Here is a 15,833-nt window from a genome sequence, read left to right as displayed (position 1 = left end):
CGCTTCAAACCCTAACAGACTGAATGATGACCTGCGCCAATGCAAAGGGAGGGTCATCCGTCAGGCTCACAAGGACGTCTGCCCGACATCCTGATGGCGTCAGACGCTCCAGGGCGAGCTGAGCTCCGCCGGAAAGAACGAGCCTTGGAGCGCCCTTTTTATCGTTCAGAACCCCAATGTCCTGAAGTTGCACACCGTCAGCAACTCCCGTCCCCAAGGCTTTGACGCAGGCTTCTTTGGCCGCCCAACGCTTGGCATAACTTCCTGTTCGCGCCGGACCAGACAAACGCTCGGCGTGACTACGCTCGGCTTCCGTAAATACCCGGTCAAGAAAGCGATCTCCAAACCGGTCAATGCTGCGTTCGATGCGGGAAATCATGCACAGGTCTGTTCCCATGCCAAGAATCACGCCGTCATCCCTTCGCGCGCTCCACCTGCATCACACCCACGGCAGTCCGGAACGCGGCGATAAGTGACGAGAGATGTCTTAGATCGCGAACTTCAAGATCAACCAAAATTTCCATAAAATCGAGCTGACGGTTCACAATCTTGAGGTTGATGACGCTGCCATTATATTTAGCTGCGGTATTGGTCAGGGTCGCCAGAACTTCGGGCTCATTTGCCGCAATAACCGACAGGCGCGCCGTGTAAGGAACCGCATCCTTGCGTCTTCCGAGCGCCTCATAATCCCAGTCCACTTCAATGAAGCGCTCTGGCGTGTCTGCGAAACTCGACAGGTTCTGGCACCCACGTCGATGGATCGTCACGCCCTTACTCTGCGCTATGATGCCGACAATCGGGTCGCCCGGCAGCGGACGGCAGCATCCGGCAAAACTCGTCGCAATCCCTGTGCCGATCCCCTTGAGAATATTCGTAGACTGAACAACAGGCGACTGACGTGCCGGTCCACTTCCCGCCCCCAAAAGAAGCGACTGACCAAAGCGCGGTGACAGCCCCGGCACCATCCGAGGCGCCCGACCATTCTGCCGCAGATCCGGATATGCGGTATTGACCACATCCTTCGGACCCAACTGTCCGTTCCCGACAGCCACATAGAGATCTTCGATGGAACTCTGCCGAAGCTCCTTGAGGATTCCATCAAGAACCTTTTCGGAGCCATCCACACCTTCCTGACGGAAGGCCTTGGCAATGGCTGCACGCCCATTGTCCAGATGCACCTGACGCTGCTGTGCTGCCACAAACCGGCGCACGCGCGCACGAGCTTTACCCGTAACAACAAACCGCTCCCATGACGGCGACGGTGTACCGCCACGAGCCGTCATGATCTCGACCTGATCACCGTTCTGGAGCTCATGACGCAACGGCAGAAGCCGCCCGTTCACCTTGGCTCCGACGCAGGTATCGCCGACCTGACTATGCACGGCATAAGCAAAATCGACAGGTGTCGCGCCCCGGGGAAGCGAGATCAGCTGCCCTTTGGGCGTAAAGCAGAAAACCTGGTCCTGATAGAGTTCAAGCTTGGTATTTTCCAGGAACTCATCCGGGGCCTGGCTGTCTTCCAGAATGTCCAGAAGATCCTGCACCCAACGCAGCTTCCGGCTACCGGCGCCAAAAGCCGAAGACAGCGCTGCGGCTTCACGCTCGCTTGGCGTCGCATCTTCTTTATAGGCCCAATGCGAGGCCACGCCGTTTTCAGCGAGATCGTGCATCTCCGCCGTACGGATCTGCACTTCAATCTTCTGATTACGCGGGTGACGGAGTGTCACCCCCGTATGCAGGCTCTGGTAGCCGTTGGCCTTTGGGGTGGAAATATAATCTTTGAACCGCCCCGCAATCATCGGATAAGCGCCATGAATGGCGCCCAAAGCCATGTAACAGGCATCTCGAGTTGGAACGAGCAGACGGAACGCCATGATGTCTGAAAGCTGCTCGAACGCTACATTCCGTCGCTGCATCTTCTCCCAGATTGAAAAGGGAGATTTTTCGCGCCCGGTCACTTCGACCTTGTCGAGACCCGCTTCCGCACAGAGAGCAATCAGCTCCTTGCGAATATGTTCAATAATGTCTGCGCCCTGCCCGCGCAGGAAGTTCAGACGGGCACGAATCGTGGCGTCCGCTTCCGGCTCAAGCTGGGCGAAAGAAAGATTTTGCAGCTCCGTCTTGACCCGGTCCATACCAATGCGCTCGGCGAGCGGCGCATAGATATCCATGGTCTCACGGGCAATGCGCTGCCGCCGGTCCAAGCGCTGCACATAATGCAGCGTCCGCATGTTGTGCAGACGATCGGCGAGCTTGACGATCAGGACGCGGATATCCCGCGACATGGCCAGCACAAGCTTACGGAAATTTTCCGCCTGCTTCGTCCGGTCAGACTGCAGCTCAAGCCGCGTCAGCTTCGTCACACCATCGACGAGGGATGCAACGTCTTCGCCAAATCGGTTTTTCAGAGAGGCACAGGAAACGCCTGTATCCTCAACCGTATCATGCAGTAGCCCCACGATGATGGACGTCGTGTCCATCCTGAAACCTGCCAGAATATTGGCAACAGCAATCGGGTGAGTGATGTAAGCGTCACCGTTATCCCGTCGCTGCTCATTATGAGCATCGGCTGCCAGATCATAGGCAGCCTCGACGCGGGATAGATCAGCAGTCGGATCGTAACTCTCGATCCGACGGAGCAGCCCGCTGATGGAAGGTTTGAAGTCTCCCGTCGCGACAGCGGTGCGCTCAACAGGAGGAGATGCGTCAGGCATGAAGCATACCCCCCTCAGTCAGGATAAAGCAGAGAAAATCAGCGGCGGCCCCGGCCACCCAGCTCTGCCTCAATGGCAGCAGCTTCATCGGCAGACATGTTGTCTGCCATGTGAGCATGCTCTTCTTCAGCCGAAACATCCTGCAGACCAAAAATGTTCTGGTCCGTCGGGATGATGTCCATAACTTCTTCGTCCACAGGCTCCGGCTCGGGAGCGCGGGCGAGCGAACGGATGATGCCGTCACGCAGGCCACCAAGGTTCAGCTTGTCTTCAGCGATCTCACGAAGTGCAACGACCGGGTTCTTGTCGTTATCACGATCGAGCAGCATCTCTTCGCCACGAGAGAGTGCGCGGGCACGCTGGGCAGCCAGCAGAACCAGCTCGAAACGGTTTGGAACCTTCTCGATGCAATCTTCGACGGTTACACGCGCCATGCGACTGGCCCCCTTCGGGTAAAACTATAGAAAATGAATACAGAAGAGGCTGGCATTAGCACGCTGTTCATGCCAATGCAACGCAGCCCCGCTTTTCTGCCATAATCCTGACCAAACTTAATCGCTGGCTGAATCGTTTCATGTTCTATCGTTGGGGCCTGTCTCTGTCAGGCGAGACAACACATTTTACAACCAGGAATATCATATGATTTTGCGTCAAAACGAACGCACCGCTCTCTTCATCGATGGCGCGAGCCTTCATCACGCCGCACGTAACCTTGGATTTGAAGTAGATTTTCGTAGCCTTCGCAGTCTGTTTGAAAGCCAGAGCCAGTTCCAGCGCGCCTTCTATTACGCTGCCATGCCTGAGACGGACGACTATTCTCCACTTCGCCCCCTGACAGACTGGCTGGCCTACAACGGCTACCACCTTGTTCTGAAAAATGCTCGCGAGTTTACGGATCATTCAGGAAGACGCCGTATCAAGGGAAATATGGATGTCGAACTCACCGTAGATCTGCTTGAGCAGTCCTCCAGACTGGATCACGCCGTCATCATCAGCGGCGACTCGGATCTGCGTCGTGCTGTTGAGGCCGCGCAAAGCCGTGGCGTGCGCGTGACTGTCATTTCTTCCATGCGCTCGACCCCGCCCATGATCGGCGATGACCTGCGCAGACAGGCTGACCGCTTCGTGGAGTTGGCTGACATTGCTCCGTCCTTCACACGGCGCCAGTCAGAAACGAGGCCGCGTCAGGCTCCGCCAGTTCGTCATCCAGCAGACATCAACAGTGACGAGAGCAGCGATACATGACGCCCGAGGCTTCTTCCGGTTCAACACCACCAGACGGTCACCCACCAGTTCGTTCAGACGTCCAGCCATCCTTGTCGTTAAAGGACGGCCTTGGGCCCCTGTCCGCTGAGTTGCTGGTTGTCTGCCTTGATCCGGAAAAAGCCACCAAGACCCTTGTACCATTTCTTGAAGCACAGGGAATTTGTTTTGCTGAAGACAGACGTGATCCGCTTCTCATTCAGGCGCGTATCACGTCTGTCACCCGACACCTGCCTCCGGAGCAGGCATCTCTTCCAACCGATATGGAATCCTGTAGTGCTGCGCTCTGCGACGAATTACAGGACATGGGGCGACTGCGCCTCGTCTTGGTTCTGGGCATAAGCGCTCACATCGCTGTCCTTGGAGCCTGCGGTATTCCCCTGACACGGCTCGATTTTCGGCCCGCCGAAATTACACGTTTGCCAGACGGGCTCCTGCTTGCCGATGCATGTCACCCCCTCTCTGAAGAGGCCGACCCCGATCTTCTAACTCAGCGTAAAAATGCTTTGATAAAGCTTATTCCGCAGATCAGGAGCGCCTTGCGCCCGAGTGCGTGAACACGCGCCTGCCAGCGCTCACAAGCGCTGGCACTCTTGTCAGCAGCACTAGCCCCATTACCGTCAGATAAAAGGCAGTCGTGCTGTTCAGCGTTTTGAACGAGAGAAAGAAATGTATGCCTGCCAGAACGGCAGCGACATAGACCAGTTGATGCAACCGCTTCCAGTTTCGCTTGAGCCCTCGCATTGAGATGCGGTTTGATGTCACGGCGAGCGGCAAAAGCAACACCAGCGCCACCATTCCCAAAATGATAAATGGGCGCCGCGTTACATCTCGCCAGAAAATCGAGATATCAAACTGAAGATCCAGCGCGAGATAAGAGGCCAGATGCATTACAGCGTAGAAAAACGCTAGCAATCCGGTCAACCGCCTGAACCTTAGCAGATTGATGCCGATAATTTTTTGCATCGGAGCGAGCGCAAGGCAGATCAGCAGGAACCGGAAAGCCCAAAGACCTAAGCTGCGCTCAAAGACATTGACTGGATCAGCACCAAGCTCTCCGTTTTGTCCCTGCCAGACCAGCCAGGCAGCCGGAATGAGACCAAAGGGGTAAAGCACGACGTGCCAGTATCTCCGTAAAAAAGCAGTGCTTTTCCCCGATACTCTAGAAGCTTTCATGCAGGTTCATGCCTTTATAGAGACTGGCGACCTGCTCGGCATAGCCGTTGAACATCAGTGTTGGCTGACGTTTCGTGCCAAAGAGAGTCTTGGAGCCAATGACACGTTCACTCGCCTGGCTCCATCGCGGATGGTCAACCTGCGGATTGACGTTGGCGTAAAAGCCATACTCGTTTGGCGCCAATCGGTTCCATGTCGTCGGAGGCTGCCGGTCCAGCAGACGGATACGCTGGATGGATTTAATTCCCTTGAAACCATATTTCCACGGCACAACAAGCCGGATGGGAGCACCGTTCTGGTTGGGCAGGCTTTCGCCATAAATACCGACGGCCAGTAATGTGAGTGGGTTCATGGCTTCATCCAGCGTCAAACCCTCAACATAGGGCCACGAAATTCCTGAAAATGCACTGCTCTGCCCCGGCATTTCAGAGGGCCTGACAACACTTTCAAAAGCAACATAGCGAGCATTGCTATCCGGCTCAGCCAATGCCAGAAGCTTCGCCAGCGGAATGCCATCCCACGGGATAACCATGGACCACGCTTCGACACAGCGCATGCGGTAAATACGCTCTTCAATATCGGAGGATTTCAACAGTGCTCCAACATCAATGTGCTGAGGCTTTTTCACCATCCCTGAGATTTCGAGTGTCCACGGCAGTGGGTGGAAATCACCTGCATGAGAAACAGGATCATCCTTCTCCATCCCGAATTCATAAAAATTATTGTACCCGGTTACGAATTCTTCCGGCGTCGGCGTGAGGCCGCCCGAATAAGGGCCGGGATGTGCTTTTAGAGCGTCCGCTTCAGCCGTCCCGGCAAGAGCAGCCATGAGACTCATGGCACTCCCTCCCAGCATTCCCCGGCGAGAAAGATAAACCTCTTTTGGGGTGATCTCCGATGGTGCAGGACGTGGATAGCGAAAAATCGCCATGATCAATTTCCGATCTGAATGAAACTCTGGCAGCCATAGTGCGTGAACTGAAGCAACGCATCGTAAGGAGCCTGTTTGCATGCCCGATATGAAAATCGGTTTTATCGGCTACGGCGCCATGGCCCAGCGGATGGGCGCCAATCTCCGCCGTGCCGGATATTCCGTCGTGGCCTTTGCGCCCTCCGGCGGCAAAGACGAGACGGAGATGCTTCCCTCCCCCCGCGCCATTGCAGAGGCTGCTGACGTCATCATCCTTTGCGTTCCCAACGATGCGGCTGAAAATCAGTCCCTTCAGGGGGAAAATGGAATGCTTGCGGGCATTTCAGCAGGGAAACTGGTGCTCGACACGTCAACAGTGTCTCCGGAGCAAGCACTGGCTCTTGCCAAGATCGCCGCGGAAAACGGATTTGTCGTTCTGGACGCCCCGATGTCCGGCAGTACACCCGAAGCCGAAACCGGCGACCTGGTCATGCTGGTTGGTGGAGATGCCGAGACTGTCGAACGCGCCAAGCCGATTCTGGATGTCGTTGGCAAGCTGACAATCCACGCCGGGCCTGCTGGCTCTGCCGCTCGGCTTAAACTCGTCGTGAATGGCGTCATGGGTGCCACGCTCAATGTCATTGCCGAAGGTGTGAGCTACGGCCTGAAAGCGGGTATCGACCGCGATGTCCTGTTTGATACACTCCAGCAGGTCGCCGTTGTCAGCCCCCATCACAAGCGCAAACTGAAAATGGGCCAGGACAAGTCCTTCCCATCCCAGTTCCCGACGCGTCTGATGTCCAAGGACATGGGCCTTCTGATTGATGCGGGACGTAAAGTGGGTGCCTTCATGCCTGCCATGGCCATAGCCGATCAGGCTCTGGGCCTTTCCAACCGCCAGCACGCTGACGAGGACTACTCAGCTCTCATCGGCGCGATGGAACACAGCGTTGCCAACACGCCTCATAAATGAGATCGATTATGACAGTGGTCACCCCTCATCCCTGAGGGAGTGACTTCTTCATTTTGCCAAGGAGTAACATCATGGCCTTCGAACTGCCCTCACTGCCCTACGCCGCCAACGCGCTCGCAGGCGCTGGCATGTGCCAGGAGACCCTGGAACTTCACCACGGCAAGCATCATCAGGCCTATGTCACGGCGCTAAACGGCTTCGTCGAAAGCAAGCCGGAACTGGCTGGCAAGTCCCTTGAAGAGATCATCGCATTCTCTCATGGCAAGTCTGACATTGCCCCGGTTTTCAACAATGCCGGCCAGCACTGGAACCATATCCTGTTCTGGAAGAACCTGTCCCCGACGGGTGGCAAGCTGCCGACATCGCTTGAAAAGAAGATCACGGAAGACTTCGGCTCCGTGGATGTTTTCAAGACCGCATTCAAGCAGGCTGCCACGACGCAGTTCGGTTCCGGTTGGGCCTGGCTTGTTCTCGACAAGTCCGGCAAGCTTGCCGTGACGAAGACGGCCAACGGCTCCAACCCGCTCGCCGAAGGTCAGGGCAAGGCTCTTCTCGGCCTCGACGTCTGGGAGCACGCCTACTACCTCGACTTCCGCAACCGCCGTCCGGATTACATCACGAACTATCTGGACAAGCTGGCGAACTATGAGTTCGCAGAAGCCGAACTGAAGTCTGCCTGAGTTTTTCAGCAGCCTGAAAACGGAAAACGCCCCGACCAGTCTCCCGGCGGGGCGTTTTTCTTGGCGCGCTACGACCCGATCAGGAGTCGTTTGCAGCCTTGTCGCGAGACACGATGTTCGTAATCGTGGTGCGAACGATCTTCACACGGACGCCCTGAGCGATTTCGACATCAACTTCGTCGCTACCGTCACGGGTTGCCTGCACGATGCCAACGATACCGCCGGCCGTCACAACCTTGTCACCACGGCGCAGACCACCCTGCTCTTCACGGAGCTTGCGCTGACGCTGCTGCTGCGGACGGATCAGCAGGAAGTAGAAAACCACGAAGATGAAAATCATCGGGGCGAACTGAAGCACCGTCGGGTTCGCGAGGAGCCCGCCGCCATCGGCGGCCTGTGCGGAAGAAATGAACAGACTGCTCATGGAATATTGGTCCAGTCTTGAGTGAAACGTGCGGGGACCATATCGTCCGGAGTTTCCCCGTCAAGGACGGGCGCTTCCTTCATCACTGGCACAAAGCGAATTCCATGACCGATCACGCCCTGCTCAACGTCCTTGAACGTATTGCAGACAGCCTCGAACGCATGAGCCCCAAACCGCCAAGTGCTGATATTTTGAAGCACCATGATGCCTTTATCTGGCAGGCCGCGATGGGAACGCTTGCTCCGGTTGAGAAGGTTTCCGGCGTTACCCTTTCACTGCTTCGGGGGATTGAGCGGCAGATTTCACAGGTCATGACGAACACCCGACACTTCGCGGAAGGTTTCACGGCCAACAACGTGATGCTCTGGGGCGCTCGCGGCATGGGCAAATCCTCACTGGTGAAGGCTTCGATTGCCACGGTGAACGATGAGCAGCGCGCCAAGGGACAGCCGACGCTCGCGCTCATCGAAATCCAGCGTGACGAGCTTTCCACCTTGCCGAAACTTCTGGCCGTTCTGCGCACAACCGATCGCCGATGCATCCTGTTCTGCGATGATCTGTCGTTCGAAAGCCAGGATGCTGATTACAAATCTCTAAAATCTGTTCTGGATGGTGGTATCGGCGGACGTCCGGATAACGTTCTGGTCTATGCAACCTCGAACCGCCGCCATCTCATGCCGCGTGACATGATCGAGAACGAAACCGGGAGTGCCATTAATCCGTCTGAAGCCATTGAGGAGAAGGTCTCCCTGTCAGACCGTTTTGGCCTCTGGATTGGCCTCTATGGCGCCAGCCAGGACGAATATCTGGATATCGTCCAGACTTATGCTGCAGCCCGCAAGCTTCCTGTTTCGCCAGAAGACCTTCGCCGCAAAGCGCTTCAATGGGCTCTCACGCGTGGCAGTCGTTCTGGACGTGTCGCGGCGCAGTTCATTGATGACCTGAGCGCAGACCTCGGTATTCCAAACTCATGAAACGCCGTTCTTTTCTCGCAGGGGCCACCTGCGCCTTCACTACGCTCCCACACATTGCGTCAGCAGCACCCCGCGAGCAGGAGCAATCCGGATGGTGGGCACTGGATCTGGAAACAAACCGAACACTCGGTGAAAACCCGGACATGCACCTGCCCATGTGCTCGACATTCAAATGGCTGCTGGCTGCTGCCACCTTGTCACGAACGGACTACGGCCGTGAACACCTGGGTCGAGAGATCGCCTTCAGCCGCAAGGATCTTATTGCCGCGTCCCCGGCTGTCAAAGACGCTCTCGCGGCTTCAAAAACAGCGCACGCCAGTCTGTCCGTTGGAGAGCTTTGCGCTGCAACAGTTTCACTAAGCGACAGCACCGCCGCAAACCTCCTTCTGAAGAGGCTTGGCGGCCCGGCGGCCCTCACACACTGGCTGCGCGATCATCATGACCCAGTGACAAGGGTAGATCGTTACGAAACGGCGCTGAACCGTGTTCCAATGGGGGATCTGCGAGATACCACCACACCACGCGCCATGGTCTCAAACCTTCAGAACACGCTCTATGGCAACAATCTGAGTTCGGCCTCTCAGGCTCAGCTTCTCAAATGGCTTCTGGCCACCACAACCGGTCCAAAACGTATGCCGGCCGGATTGAGAGAAGGATGGCGCATCGGTCACAAGACCGGAACATGGACTGTTAAACCCGGCTACAATCCAGCTGTGGAACGGGCAGCGTCCGGAGATGTGGCGATCCTGCTTCCCCCTACAGGCAAGCCCGTTCTCGTAGCCGCCTATGCAGCAGGATATTCCATTCCTCAATCAGAGAAAGAGAGCTGGTTTGCCGATATCGCTCATCGTGCAACAGACCCCGACTGGCTACAGCGGCATTAAAAAAAGCTGGGAGATCTGTGTCTCCCAGCCTCTGAACATACTTAGAACGATGCGCTGACCGTTCCAAAGAACTCACGAACGGCTCCGCGTTCCATGGACTGATAATCACCTGTCGCAGGATTGTCGTTCTGGCCCATCATGGCGATGTATTTCGTGTTGAACAGATTATAGACGTTGAAGCTCGCCGTGACGTCTTTCAGCACACTCAGCTTGCCAAAACGGTACTGCATCCCGGCATTTGCCAGCCAGTAGCCCCCCACAGACGTATCATTCATGAAGCTGTAGTAGCGACGGCTGTAGTAGTTGGCATCGAAGTGCGCCGTCGCCCCCTTCCAAGTGTAAGACACGGACGTTTTGTACATCCAGGCCGGATAATTGACGATGTTCTTGCCCGCCAGCGCGTAGAAACCACCCGCCGTATCGACGTCCCGGTCGTAGGTACCCTTGTTGTAGCTCAGGTTATTGCTGATGCTCAGACCTTCGATCGGCGTCAGCGTGATATCACCATTGGCACCCGTCATGGAGATATGACCGAAGTCGATCACCTGAGACACCGGATTGGTCAGAGAGCCAACAGCCGCCGCCAGGATCGGATGGATCAGACTGGCATGGTAAACAGTCGCATTCGCCTGAAGATACTTGGACGTATAGCGGTATCCACCCAGATAGACCCAGGCTTTGGACGGCTCGAGAGACTTCTTCTGCGCCTGAAAGGTCGCCTGATCTTCAACCGAATAAACCGAGTTCGCCACGCCATAGGCCGAGACTTCGTAGGCGCGCATATTCTCGGCCACATCCACATACAGCTCATGGTGGTTGTTGATGTGCCAGTCCAGATTAAGATGCGGCAGGAAGGCCTGAGACGCCGTTAGCGAACCATTCGGCAGTTCATCCGAGCCGGTCCAGTCTGCGTTGTTATAGTTCGCACCGCCTGAGGTCGTCGCAACCATGGACTTGAACCCGGCATGCAGCGTCAGACCTTCGGTCAGGCGGATGCTATCCTGAAGGTGAAACTGCATGACGTTGGTCGTCCACTGGAAGTTGTATCCTTCCAGAAAAGCCTTTCCATAAACGTCATAAGGCCCGACAGCCTTGAGCGGAGCGCCCTCACCCAGCAATGGCTGCTGGTAATTGAACAAGCCAGCCTGCTGGTTGTTGTTTTCGTACCAAACACCGCCTTCGATCGTGTGGCGTCCCCACTTGTAGCGAAGGCTGGTATCAAGACCGTAGCGCTCCTGACGGTTCTGCCAGACTTCTTCTGAGAATGGCGCACCGTTCGGGGATGGGTCTTCGGAGTCCGTGTAGCTGTAATAGCCGGTCTGGCTGTGACCGTAGACCGTTGTGTTCCAGGTCAGGTTATCCGTGAGAGCCAGATCGAAGTGCAGGCCACCCATGTAGTTGGTTTCAGCCTGACCGCCATCGTACATCGCGATTTCGGAGCCATCGATACCCGGCACGCCACCATACCCAGCCGGAAGCGCTGCCGTGCCTTTTGCGATGCCGTAGGCCAGACCATAATTCGGATAGAGATGCGGCGTCCGCCATCCAAGATTCTTCAAAATCCCGACGGACGTATCCGGGTAGTTCCACTGAGCAAGGCTGGACCAGTTAAAGAACGCAGACATGCGGCTGCGCTGCCCGATGGGCTGCACAAGCTTGGCATCAACCTGCTGCATGAACTGGTCACCACTCCCCATCCACATGCCCTCGTCGGTACGGGCATAGGACGTGTAGAACTTCGTGCCTGAGCTGTTCAGCTTACCGGAATCCAGCCGAACATAGGTGCGATAAGAATTATAGCTGCCGAAAGACTGGCTGATCTTGCCGCCACGCTTGTCGTTCGGGTCAGACGACCCGATCTGGATTGTTCCGCCCAGCGTGTTTGTGGATGGTAGTTCGACGGACCCCGCGCCCTGAGACATCCGCATGGACTGGATATCGTCTGGAATGATCGCCGAGGCGAGGCTCATGCCACTGACGGACTGGTAAGTCTGATCATTCAGGGGCACGCCATCAACCGTCACCCCCATCTGATTCATGAAGAACCCACGGACGTAAAGATTCGCGCCGAAGCTGTCGATTCCGAATGGATCCGTGGACGTGAAGCTGACACCCGGCATCCGGTCCAGCATACGGTAAGGGCTGGTTCCCGGCACAAACTGGCGCATGACGGCTTTCGAAACAGCCTGCTCCGCATCGCGTCCCGTCAACTGGCGAGCCGTGACCGAAACGCTTTCTGTTGAACGGGATTCCAGATTCGCCCGCTGTGGGCGCTTCGCAGGAACAGCTGTTTTCTGAGCAGGCGCGGTCGAAGTTGCTGTCGATGGTGTCACGCCATGCCGCGATGGCGCATGCCGATGCCCTGGAGCGACCTGTCTTGTCGTCTCAGCAGCGTATGCCTGCGATTGAATAGCCAACAGTGCAATGGAAGACAGAAGCAGGGGTTTCGTGCGCACTGAGGCCAATACTCCGGGAACATAAGGGCAAGAAGAAAGGAAGCGGTGTCCTAGCCAAGCAATACTCATAGGCAAAGCCTCTGAGGCTCAGGATGATGTTTCCATGACATCTAGCCTGTGCTTTTCCTGCCTCATGTTGCGCAAATGACGCGACTTGCCTTGATACATCCTGCCCTCTTCCTGCGAGAACCCTTTGCCTGTTAGGCTCGTTTAGAAAACATGCCTTTTGAAGGCCCGCCTTTACTCAGGATCGGGATATCCATGTCGCAGAGTACCTTAGAAGAAGCTGATATTGTCAGCAGCGTCTCTCCAGAGCCCCAAGGACACAATGCGGACCTACGGCGTATCCGTTCCAACCCAGACTACTGGTACCCTGTCGCGTGGTCTCACGAGCTCAAAAGCGGAAAAACCATAGGCACACGCTACGCCGGGCAGCCCATTGCGCTTGTTCGCCCTCTGGATGGCAGTGTATTCGCTCTGGAAGATCGCTGTGCCCACCGGCAGGTCCCGCTCAGCCTCGGCCGGGTCAGTGGTGAAGCGGTACAGTGCTGCTATCATGGCTGGGCCTACGGGCGCTCAGGTCGGTGCATTGATGTCCCGTATCTGGGCAAGAACAAGCTTCCGAACGGTGTGCGAACCTATCCCTGTCGGGAAGAAGGCGGCCTGATCTTCATTTTCCCGGGTGATCCGGCAAAAGCAGAAACCACGCCCTTCCCCGCGCTCGGCTCAGTTCGTGATCCCGCGTACAAGACGCGCCGTTTCGGCAAAAAAGTCGCCTGCCATTACAGTTTCATGCATGAAAACCTGATGGATATGAACCATCAGTTCATGCACATGAAGCAGATGGGCCAGATGAAGCCCCGCTTCCTTGGTGGTAAGGATGAGCCCACCCTCGTAGAGGCCCGTTACAGCTTCGCACGGACAAGCGGCAAGCAACCCTGGGGCGAAGCGCTGATCTTCGGTGAACGTCGGGACGCCAGCGAGCGCTACGCTCACCGCGACGTCATGACGATCCGAACAGAGTATCCTTATCAAACCCTGAGGATCGCTACGGGTGACGAGCCGCCCGTCATGGATCTGTGGATCGTCTACGTGCCGCAGGATGCAGAAGAGAAAACCTGTCGCGTTTTCGGCCTCCTCTCGGTGCGCAAGCCGAAAGTCGGTGTTGTGCTCGATATGGCATGGCCTTTCCTTGTCGCCTTTACGGAACGGATCTTTAAGGAAGACCGTGATATCGTGGAACTTGAGCAAGCTGCCTGGAACGAACTGGGCGGAGACCACAATCAGGAAGTTTTCCCTGTCATCAATACGCTGCGCCGACTGTTGGCACGTTGCGGTGTTCCTGAGGAGCAGGATACAACAAAGCCGACATGACACCTGAACTGAAAGCGGGGGATTTTCTTTTACGTCCCCTTCGCCCGGAAGACGCGCCAGCCGTCCATCGCCTCGTGAACGACTGGAGCGTGGTCCGCATGCTCAGTCGTCTTCCCTTCCCTTACCCGCGTGACCTTGCTGAGAAATGGATTGCCTCCACGCTGGAGGACAGTGCCAAAGGAAGCGCTCATCACTTTGCCATCACGCGCGACGGCATCCTTCTGGGAGCTGTCGGGCTGGTGCTGTCGGACGACAAGCGTTCTGCTTCTCTGGGTTACTGGGCCTCCCCCGCCACATGGGGACAGGGCATGACAACATCTGCGGCCCGACGCGTCACGGAATGGGCTATTCAGGTGCTCAAGCTTGAGAAGCTCACGGCAGACGTCGCGGTTGATAACCCCGCGTCTGCCGCCGTCCTCCGCAAACTTGGCTTTCGGGAAACTGGCCGCTCAAGCCGTCGCTTTGTGTCACGTGGGACCGAATGTCCCATCATTGTGCACGAATTGACGCGGTCGACCTTCCTTCAACTCGACATACCGGCCCCCGTTGAAACGGCTTCTCCGGCTGCACTGGAAGATCAACCGTCCGCTCCCGCACCGATACGCAAACCACGGACTCTTCTGGTCGTCGCAGCAGCTCTGCTGGATGCGCAGGGACGTATTCTTCTCGCACGCCGCCCTGAAGGAAAACGTCTGGCTGGGCTTTGGGAGTTTCCAGGCGGAAAGGTCGAACGGGACGAAACACCGGAACAGGCCCTCATCCGGGAAATGAAAGAGGAGTTGGATGTCGATCTGACAGGAGCCTGCCTCGCCCCTTTCACCTTCGTCAGTGAAAATGCAGGCCCGTTTCATCTTCTGATGCCACTGTATGTTGTGCGGCGGTGGCGCGGCGTTCCTGTCCCACGGGAAGGGCAGGCGCTGGCGTGGGTGGAGGCAGCCGATCTGGCAAAATATCCAATGCCAGATCCGGATCTACCACTTATCCCACTCCTTCAGGAACTTCTGGGATAAACAGCCGGAACCGCTTTAATCATTCCGGCTATCCGTTGGTGATCAATCGTTCAGCTGGAACTGATTCTGCGGCACACCGGCAATATCGGTACGAAACGCAAACAGCGATCCGGCCTGCGGCTCCTTGGCAAGAACATCGTCATCCAGACCTTTGCGCGCCGTTGTCACAAAGACCGTCTTGAGATCATCCCCACCAAACGCAACCTTCGTCACGTTCGTCACGGGCATATCAATGGATGGCAATTCCGTGCCATCGGGACGGAAGCGCGCGACGCGGCCACCTCCCCAGGTCCCACACCACAGATTGCCTTCGCTATCCGTGACAATTCCATCCGGATAGCCCTTCGTCAGCGTGGCAAAAACGCGCTCGTTCGAGAGATCTCCGTTCTCATCAACATCGAAGGCATAGATCGTCTGTTTCGGGCTATGGCAAACATACAGGACACGCCCGCATGGCGAGACAGCCGGACCATTCGAGACAATATACCCCTCGTTATGGTGCGTGATTTCAAGACCGTCTTCCGTATGAACCACACGATAGATGGAGCCAGTCGGTTCCTCTTCCCCATCATCCATCGTGCCAAACCACACACGGCCCAGCGGATCTACACAACCGTCATTCAGACGATTGTCCGGCCGCTCGGGCTCAATTTCCGGACCTGCTTCGAAGTCACCGCTTTCTGGATCAAAACCATGCAGGCCATCGCGAAGGCCTGCAAGAAAAGTGCCGTTGGCAACAGGAAGCAGGAAACCCAGACGGTCCGGAGCATCCCATGTCTTGTGATCGCCTGTTTCCGGCGTAAAGCGATGAACTTTGGCGGCAATGATATCGACGAAATAAAGCGACTTTTCAGCCTCACTCCAGACGGGTCCCTCACCCAGCGTTGCACGCAGATCGAGAATACATTCAGGGAGATGGTGCTTCAGAGTGCTCATGAGTGTCCTGTTTGAAATGGGCATGGCCAGACGTCCGACCCTGCTCGACAACGCGGCAC

The 15,833-nt window shown here is 56.5% G+C and carries 16 protein-coding genes; 8 read left to right on the top strand and 8 right to left on the bottom strand.

The annotated features are described in order from the left end of the window. Positions 1-4: 4 nt before the first annotated feature. From acpS to rpoZ, 3 genes are read right to left on the bottom strand one after another with little or no spacing between them, the layout of a single operon-like run. Complete coding sequence (gene acpS, locus R5H23_RS06240; protein WP_211501994.1) at positions 5-409, bottom strand: holo-ACP synthase; 405 nt, start codon at positions 407-409, stop codon at positions 5-7. Positions 410-413: 4 nt separating this feature from the next. Then, positions 414-2,714 (bottom strand): bifunctional (p)ppGpp synthetase/guanosine-3',5'-bis(diphosphate) 3'-pyrophosphohydrolase, encoded by a 2,301-nt coding sequence (locus tag R5H23_RS06235; protein ID WP_064273905.1) that lies wholly within the window; start codon positions 2,712-2,714, stop codon positions 414-416. Between the two features lie 38 nt (positions 2,715-2,752). Continuing rightward, the gene (rpoZ, locus tag R5H23_RS06230) at positions 2,753-3,148 is read right to left on the bottom strand and encodes a DNA-directed RNA polymerase subunit omega (protein WP_046899793.1); all 396 of its coding nucleotides are present in this window, start codon (positions 3,146-3,148) and stop codon (positions 2,753-2,755) included. 205 nt (positions 3,149-3,353) lie between these two features. On the opposite strand from rpoZ, the gene R5H23_RS06225 reads away from it, so the two are divergent. Then, positions 3,354-3,959, top strand: a complete 606-nt coding sequence (locus tag R5H23_RS06225) for an NYN domain-containing protein (RefSeq protein ID WP_046899794.1) — start codon at positions 3,354-3,356, stop codon at positions 3,957-3,959. After that, the gene (locus R5H23_RS06220) at positions 3,956-4,534 is read left to right on the top strand and encodes a hypothetical protein (protein WP_317214833.1); all 579 of its coding nucleotides are present in this window, start codon (positions 3,956-3,958) and stop codon (positions 4,532-4,534) included. Before R5H23_RS06225 ends, R5H23_RS06220 begins: the two co-directional genes overlap by 4 nt. On the opposite strand, the gene msrQ is transcribed toward R5H23_RS06220, so the two are convergent. Then, on the bottom strand, positions 4,506-5,153 hold the full coding sequence (gene msrQ, locus R5H23_RS06215) for a protein-methionine-sulfoxide reductase heme-binding subunit MsrQ (RefSeq protein ID WP_317214831.1): 648 nt from the start codon (positions 5,151-5,153) through the stop codon (positions 4,506-4,508). The two genes, R5H23_RS06220 and msrQ, sit on opposite strands and share 29 nt — an antisense overlap. Then, positions 5,140-6,084: a protein-methionine-sulfoxide reductase catalytic subunit MsrP gene (gene msrP / locus R5H23_RS06210; protein WP_317214830.1), complete on the bottom strand. Its 945-nt coding sequence runs from the start codon at positions 6,082-6,084 to the stop codon at positions 5,140-5,142. Before msrP ends, msrQ begins: the two co-directional genes overlap by 14 nt. A 79-nt stretch (positions 6,085-6,163) precedes the next feature. Here msrP and R5H23_RS06205 point away from each other — a divergent pair, with 79 nt between their 5' ends. After that, positions 6,164-7,036, top strand: coding sequence for an NAD(P)-dependent oxidoreductase (locus R5H23_RS06205; RefSeq protein ID WP_211497791.1), 873 nt, complete (start codon positions 6,164-6,166; stop codon positions 7,034-7,036). A 71-nt stretch (positions 7,037-7,107) separates the two neighbouring features. After that, complete coding sequence (locus R5H23_RS06200) at positions 7,108-7,716, top strand: superoxide dismutase (protein WP_317214829.1); 609 nt, start codon at positions 7,108-7,110, stop codon at positions 7,714-7,716. A gap of 79 nt (positions 7,717-7,795) precedes the next feature. On the opposite strand, the gene yajC is transcribed toward R5H23_RS06200, so the two are convergent. Continuing rightward, entirely contained in the window at positions 7,796-8,140 is a 345-nt protein-coding gene (gene yajC / locus R5H23_RS06195; protein WP_086634449.1) for a preprotein translocase subunit YajC, read from the bottom strand. Between the two features lie 104 nt (positions 8,141-8,244). On the opposite strand from yajC, the gene R5H23_RS06190 reads away from it, so the two are divergent. After that, positions 8,245-9,114 (top strand): ATP-binding protein, encoded by an 870-nt coding sequence (locus R5H23_RS06190; RefSeq protein ID WP_211499996.1) that lies wholly within the window; start codon positions 8,245-8,247, stop codon positions 9,112-9,114. Next, positions 9,111-9,998 carry a class A beta-lactamase gene (gene bla / locus R5H23_RS06185; protein ID WP_317214828.1) on the top strand — a complete coding sequence of 296 codons (888 nt, stop codon included), beginning with the start codon at positions 9,111-9,113 and terminating at the stop codon, positions 9,996-9,998. The genes R5H23_RS06190 and bla overlap by 4 nt, the downstream gene beginning before the upstream one ends. Before the next feature lie 41 nt (positions 9,999-10,039). Here bla and R5H23_RS06180 read toward each other — a convergent pair whose 3' ends face one another. Further along, positions 10,040-12,454, bottom strand: coding sequence for a TonB-dependent receptor domain-containing protein (locus R5H23_RS06180; protein ID WP_317214827.1), 2,415 nt, complete (start codon positions 12,452-12,454; stop codon positions 10,040-10,042). A gap of 261 nt (positions 12,455-12,715) precedes the next feature. Between R5H23_RS06180 and R5H23_RS06175 the strand changes: the two genes are divergently transcribed. Together R5H23_RS06175 and R5H23_RS06170 are read left to right on the top strand one after the other, a co-directional pair. Next, the gene (locus R5H23_RS06175) at positions 12,716-13,828 is read left to right on the top strand and encodes a Rieske 2Fe-2S domain-containing protein (RefSeq protein ID WP_317214826.1); all 1,113 of its coding nucleotides are present in this window, start codon (positions 12,716-12,718) and stop codon (positions 13,826-13,828) included. Next, positions 13,825-14,838: a bifunctional GNAT family N-acetyltransferase/(deoxy)nucleoside triphosphate pyrophosphohydrolase gene (locus R5H23_RS06170; protein ID WP_317214825.1), complete on the top strand. Its 1,014-nt coding sequence runs from the start codon at positions 13,825-13,827 to the stop codon at positions 14,836-14,838. The genes R5H23_RS06175 and R5H23_RS06170 overlap by 4 nt, the downstream gene beginning before the upstream one ends. 42 nt (positions 14,839-14,880) lie before the next feature. Here the strand turns inward: R5H23_RS06170 and R5H23_RS06165 are convergent, their stop codons facing one another. Then, complete coding sequence (locus R5H23_RS06165; protein WP_202206456.1) at positions 14,881-15,774, bottom strand: SMP-30/gluconolactonase/LRE family protein; 894 nt, start codon at positions 15,772-15,774, stop codon at positions 14,881-14,883. Positions 15,775-15,833: the final 59 nt, after the last annotated feature.

The organism is Gluconobacter sp. GP1 (assembly GCF_032913585.1).
In the GTDB taxonomy this organism is placed as follows: Bacteria; Pseudomonadota; Alphaproteobacteria; order Acetobacterales; family Acetobacteraceae; genus Gluconobacter; species Gluconobacter cerinus.
The sequence above is the reverse complement of the archived record's forward strand: the minus strand, read 5'-3'. Positions and strand labels throughout refer to the sequence as shown.

What these genes read in the sequence shown, in the direction of transcription:
- bla (WP_317214828.1), top strand. Translation starts at nt 9,111, where the DNA reads ATGAAACGCCGTTCTTTTCTCGCAGGGGCCACCTGCGCCTTCACTACG.
- R5H23_RS06220 (WP_317214833.1), top strand. Translation starts at nt 3,956, where the DNA reads ATGACGCCCGAGGCTTCTTCCGGTTCAACACCACCAGACGGTCACCCA.
- R5H23_RS06235 (WP_064273905.1), bottom strand. Translation starts at nt 2,714, where the DNA reads ATGCCTGACGCATCTCCTCCTGTTGAGCGCACCGCTGTCGCGACGGGA.
- R5H23_RS06200 (WP_317214829.1), top strand. Translation starts at nt 7,108, where the DNA reads ATGGCCTTCGAACTGCCCTCACTGCCCTACGCCGCCAACGCGCTCGCA.
- yajC (WP_086634449.1), bottom strand. Translation starts at nt 8,140, where the DNA reads ATGAGCAGTCTGTTCATTTCTTCCGCACAGGCCGCCGATGGCGGCGGG.
- R5H23_RS06175 (WP_317214826.1), top strand. Translation starts at nt 12,716, where the DNA reads ATGTCGCAGAGTACCTTAGAAGAAGCTGATATTGTCAGCAGCGTCTCT.
- R5H23_RS06170 (WP_317214825.1), top strand. Translation starts at nt 13,825, where the DNA reads ATGACACCTGAACTGAAAGCGGGGGATTTTCTTTTACGTCCCCTTCGC.
- rpoZ (WP_046899793.1), bottom strand. Translation starts at nt 3,148, where the DNA reads ATGGCGCGTGTAACCGTCGAAGATTGCATCGAGAAGGTTCCAAACCGT.
- R5H23_RS06165 (WP_202206456.1), bottom strand. Translation starts at nt 15,774, where the DNA reads ATGAGCACTCTGAAGCACCATCTCCCTGAATGTATTCTCGATCTGCGT.
- msrQ (WP_317214831.1), bottom strand. Translation starts at nt 5,153, where the DNA reads ATGAAAGCTTCTAGAGTATCGGGGAAAAGCACTGCTTTTTTACGGAGA.
- R5H23_RS06205 (WP_211497791.1), top strand. Translation starts at nt 6,164, where the DNA reads ATGCCCGATATGAAAATCGGTTTTATCGGCTACGGCGCCATGGCCCAG.
- msrP (WP_317214830.1), bottom strand. Translation starts at nt 6,084, where the DNA reads ATGGCGATTTTTCGCTATCCACGTCCTGCACCATCGGAGATCACCCCA.
- R5H23_RS06190 (WP_211499996.1), top strand. Translation starts at nt 8,245, where the DNA reads ATGACCGATCACGCCCTGCTCAACGTCCTTGAACGTATTGCAGACAGC.
- R5H23_RS06225 (WP_046899794.1), top strand. Translation starts at nt 3,354, where the DNA reads ATGATTTTGCGTCAAAACGAACGCACCGCTCTCTTCATCGATGGCGCG.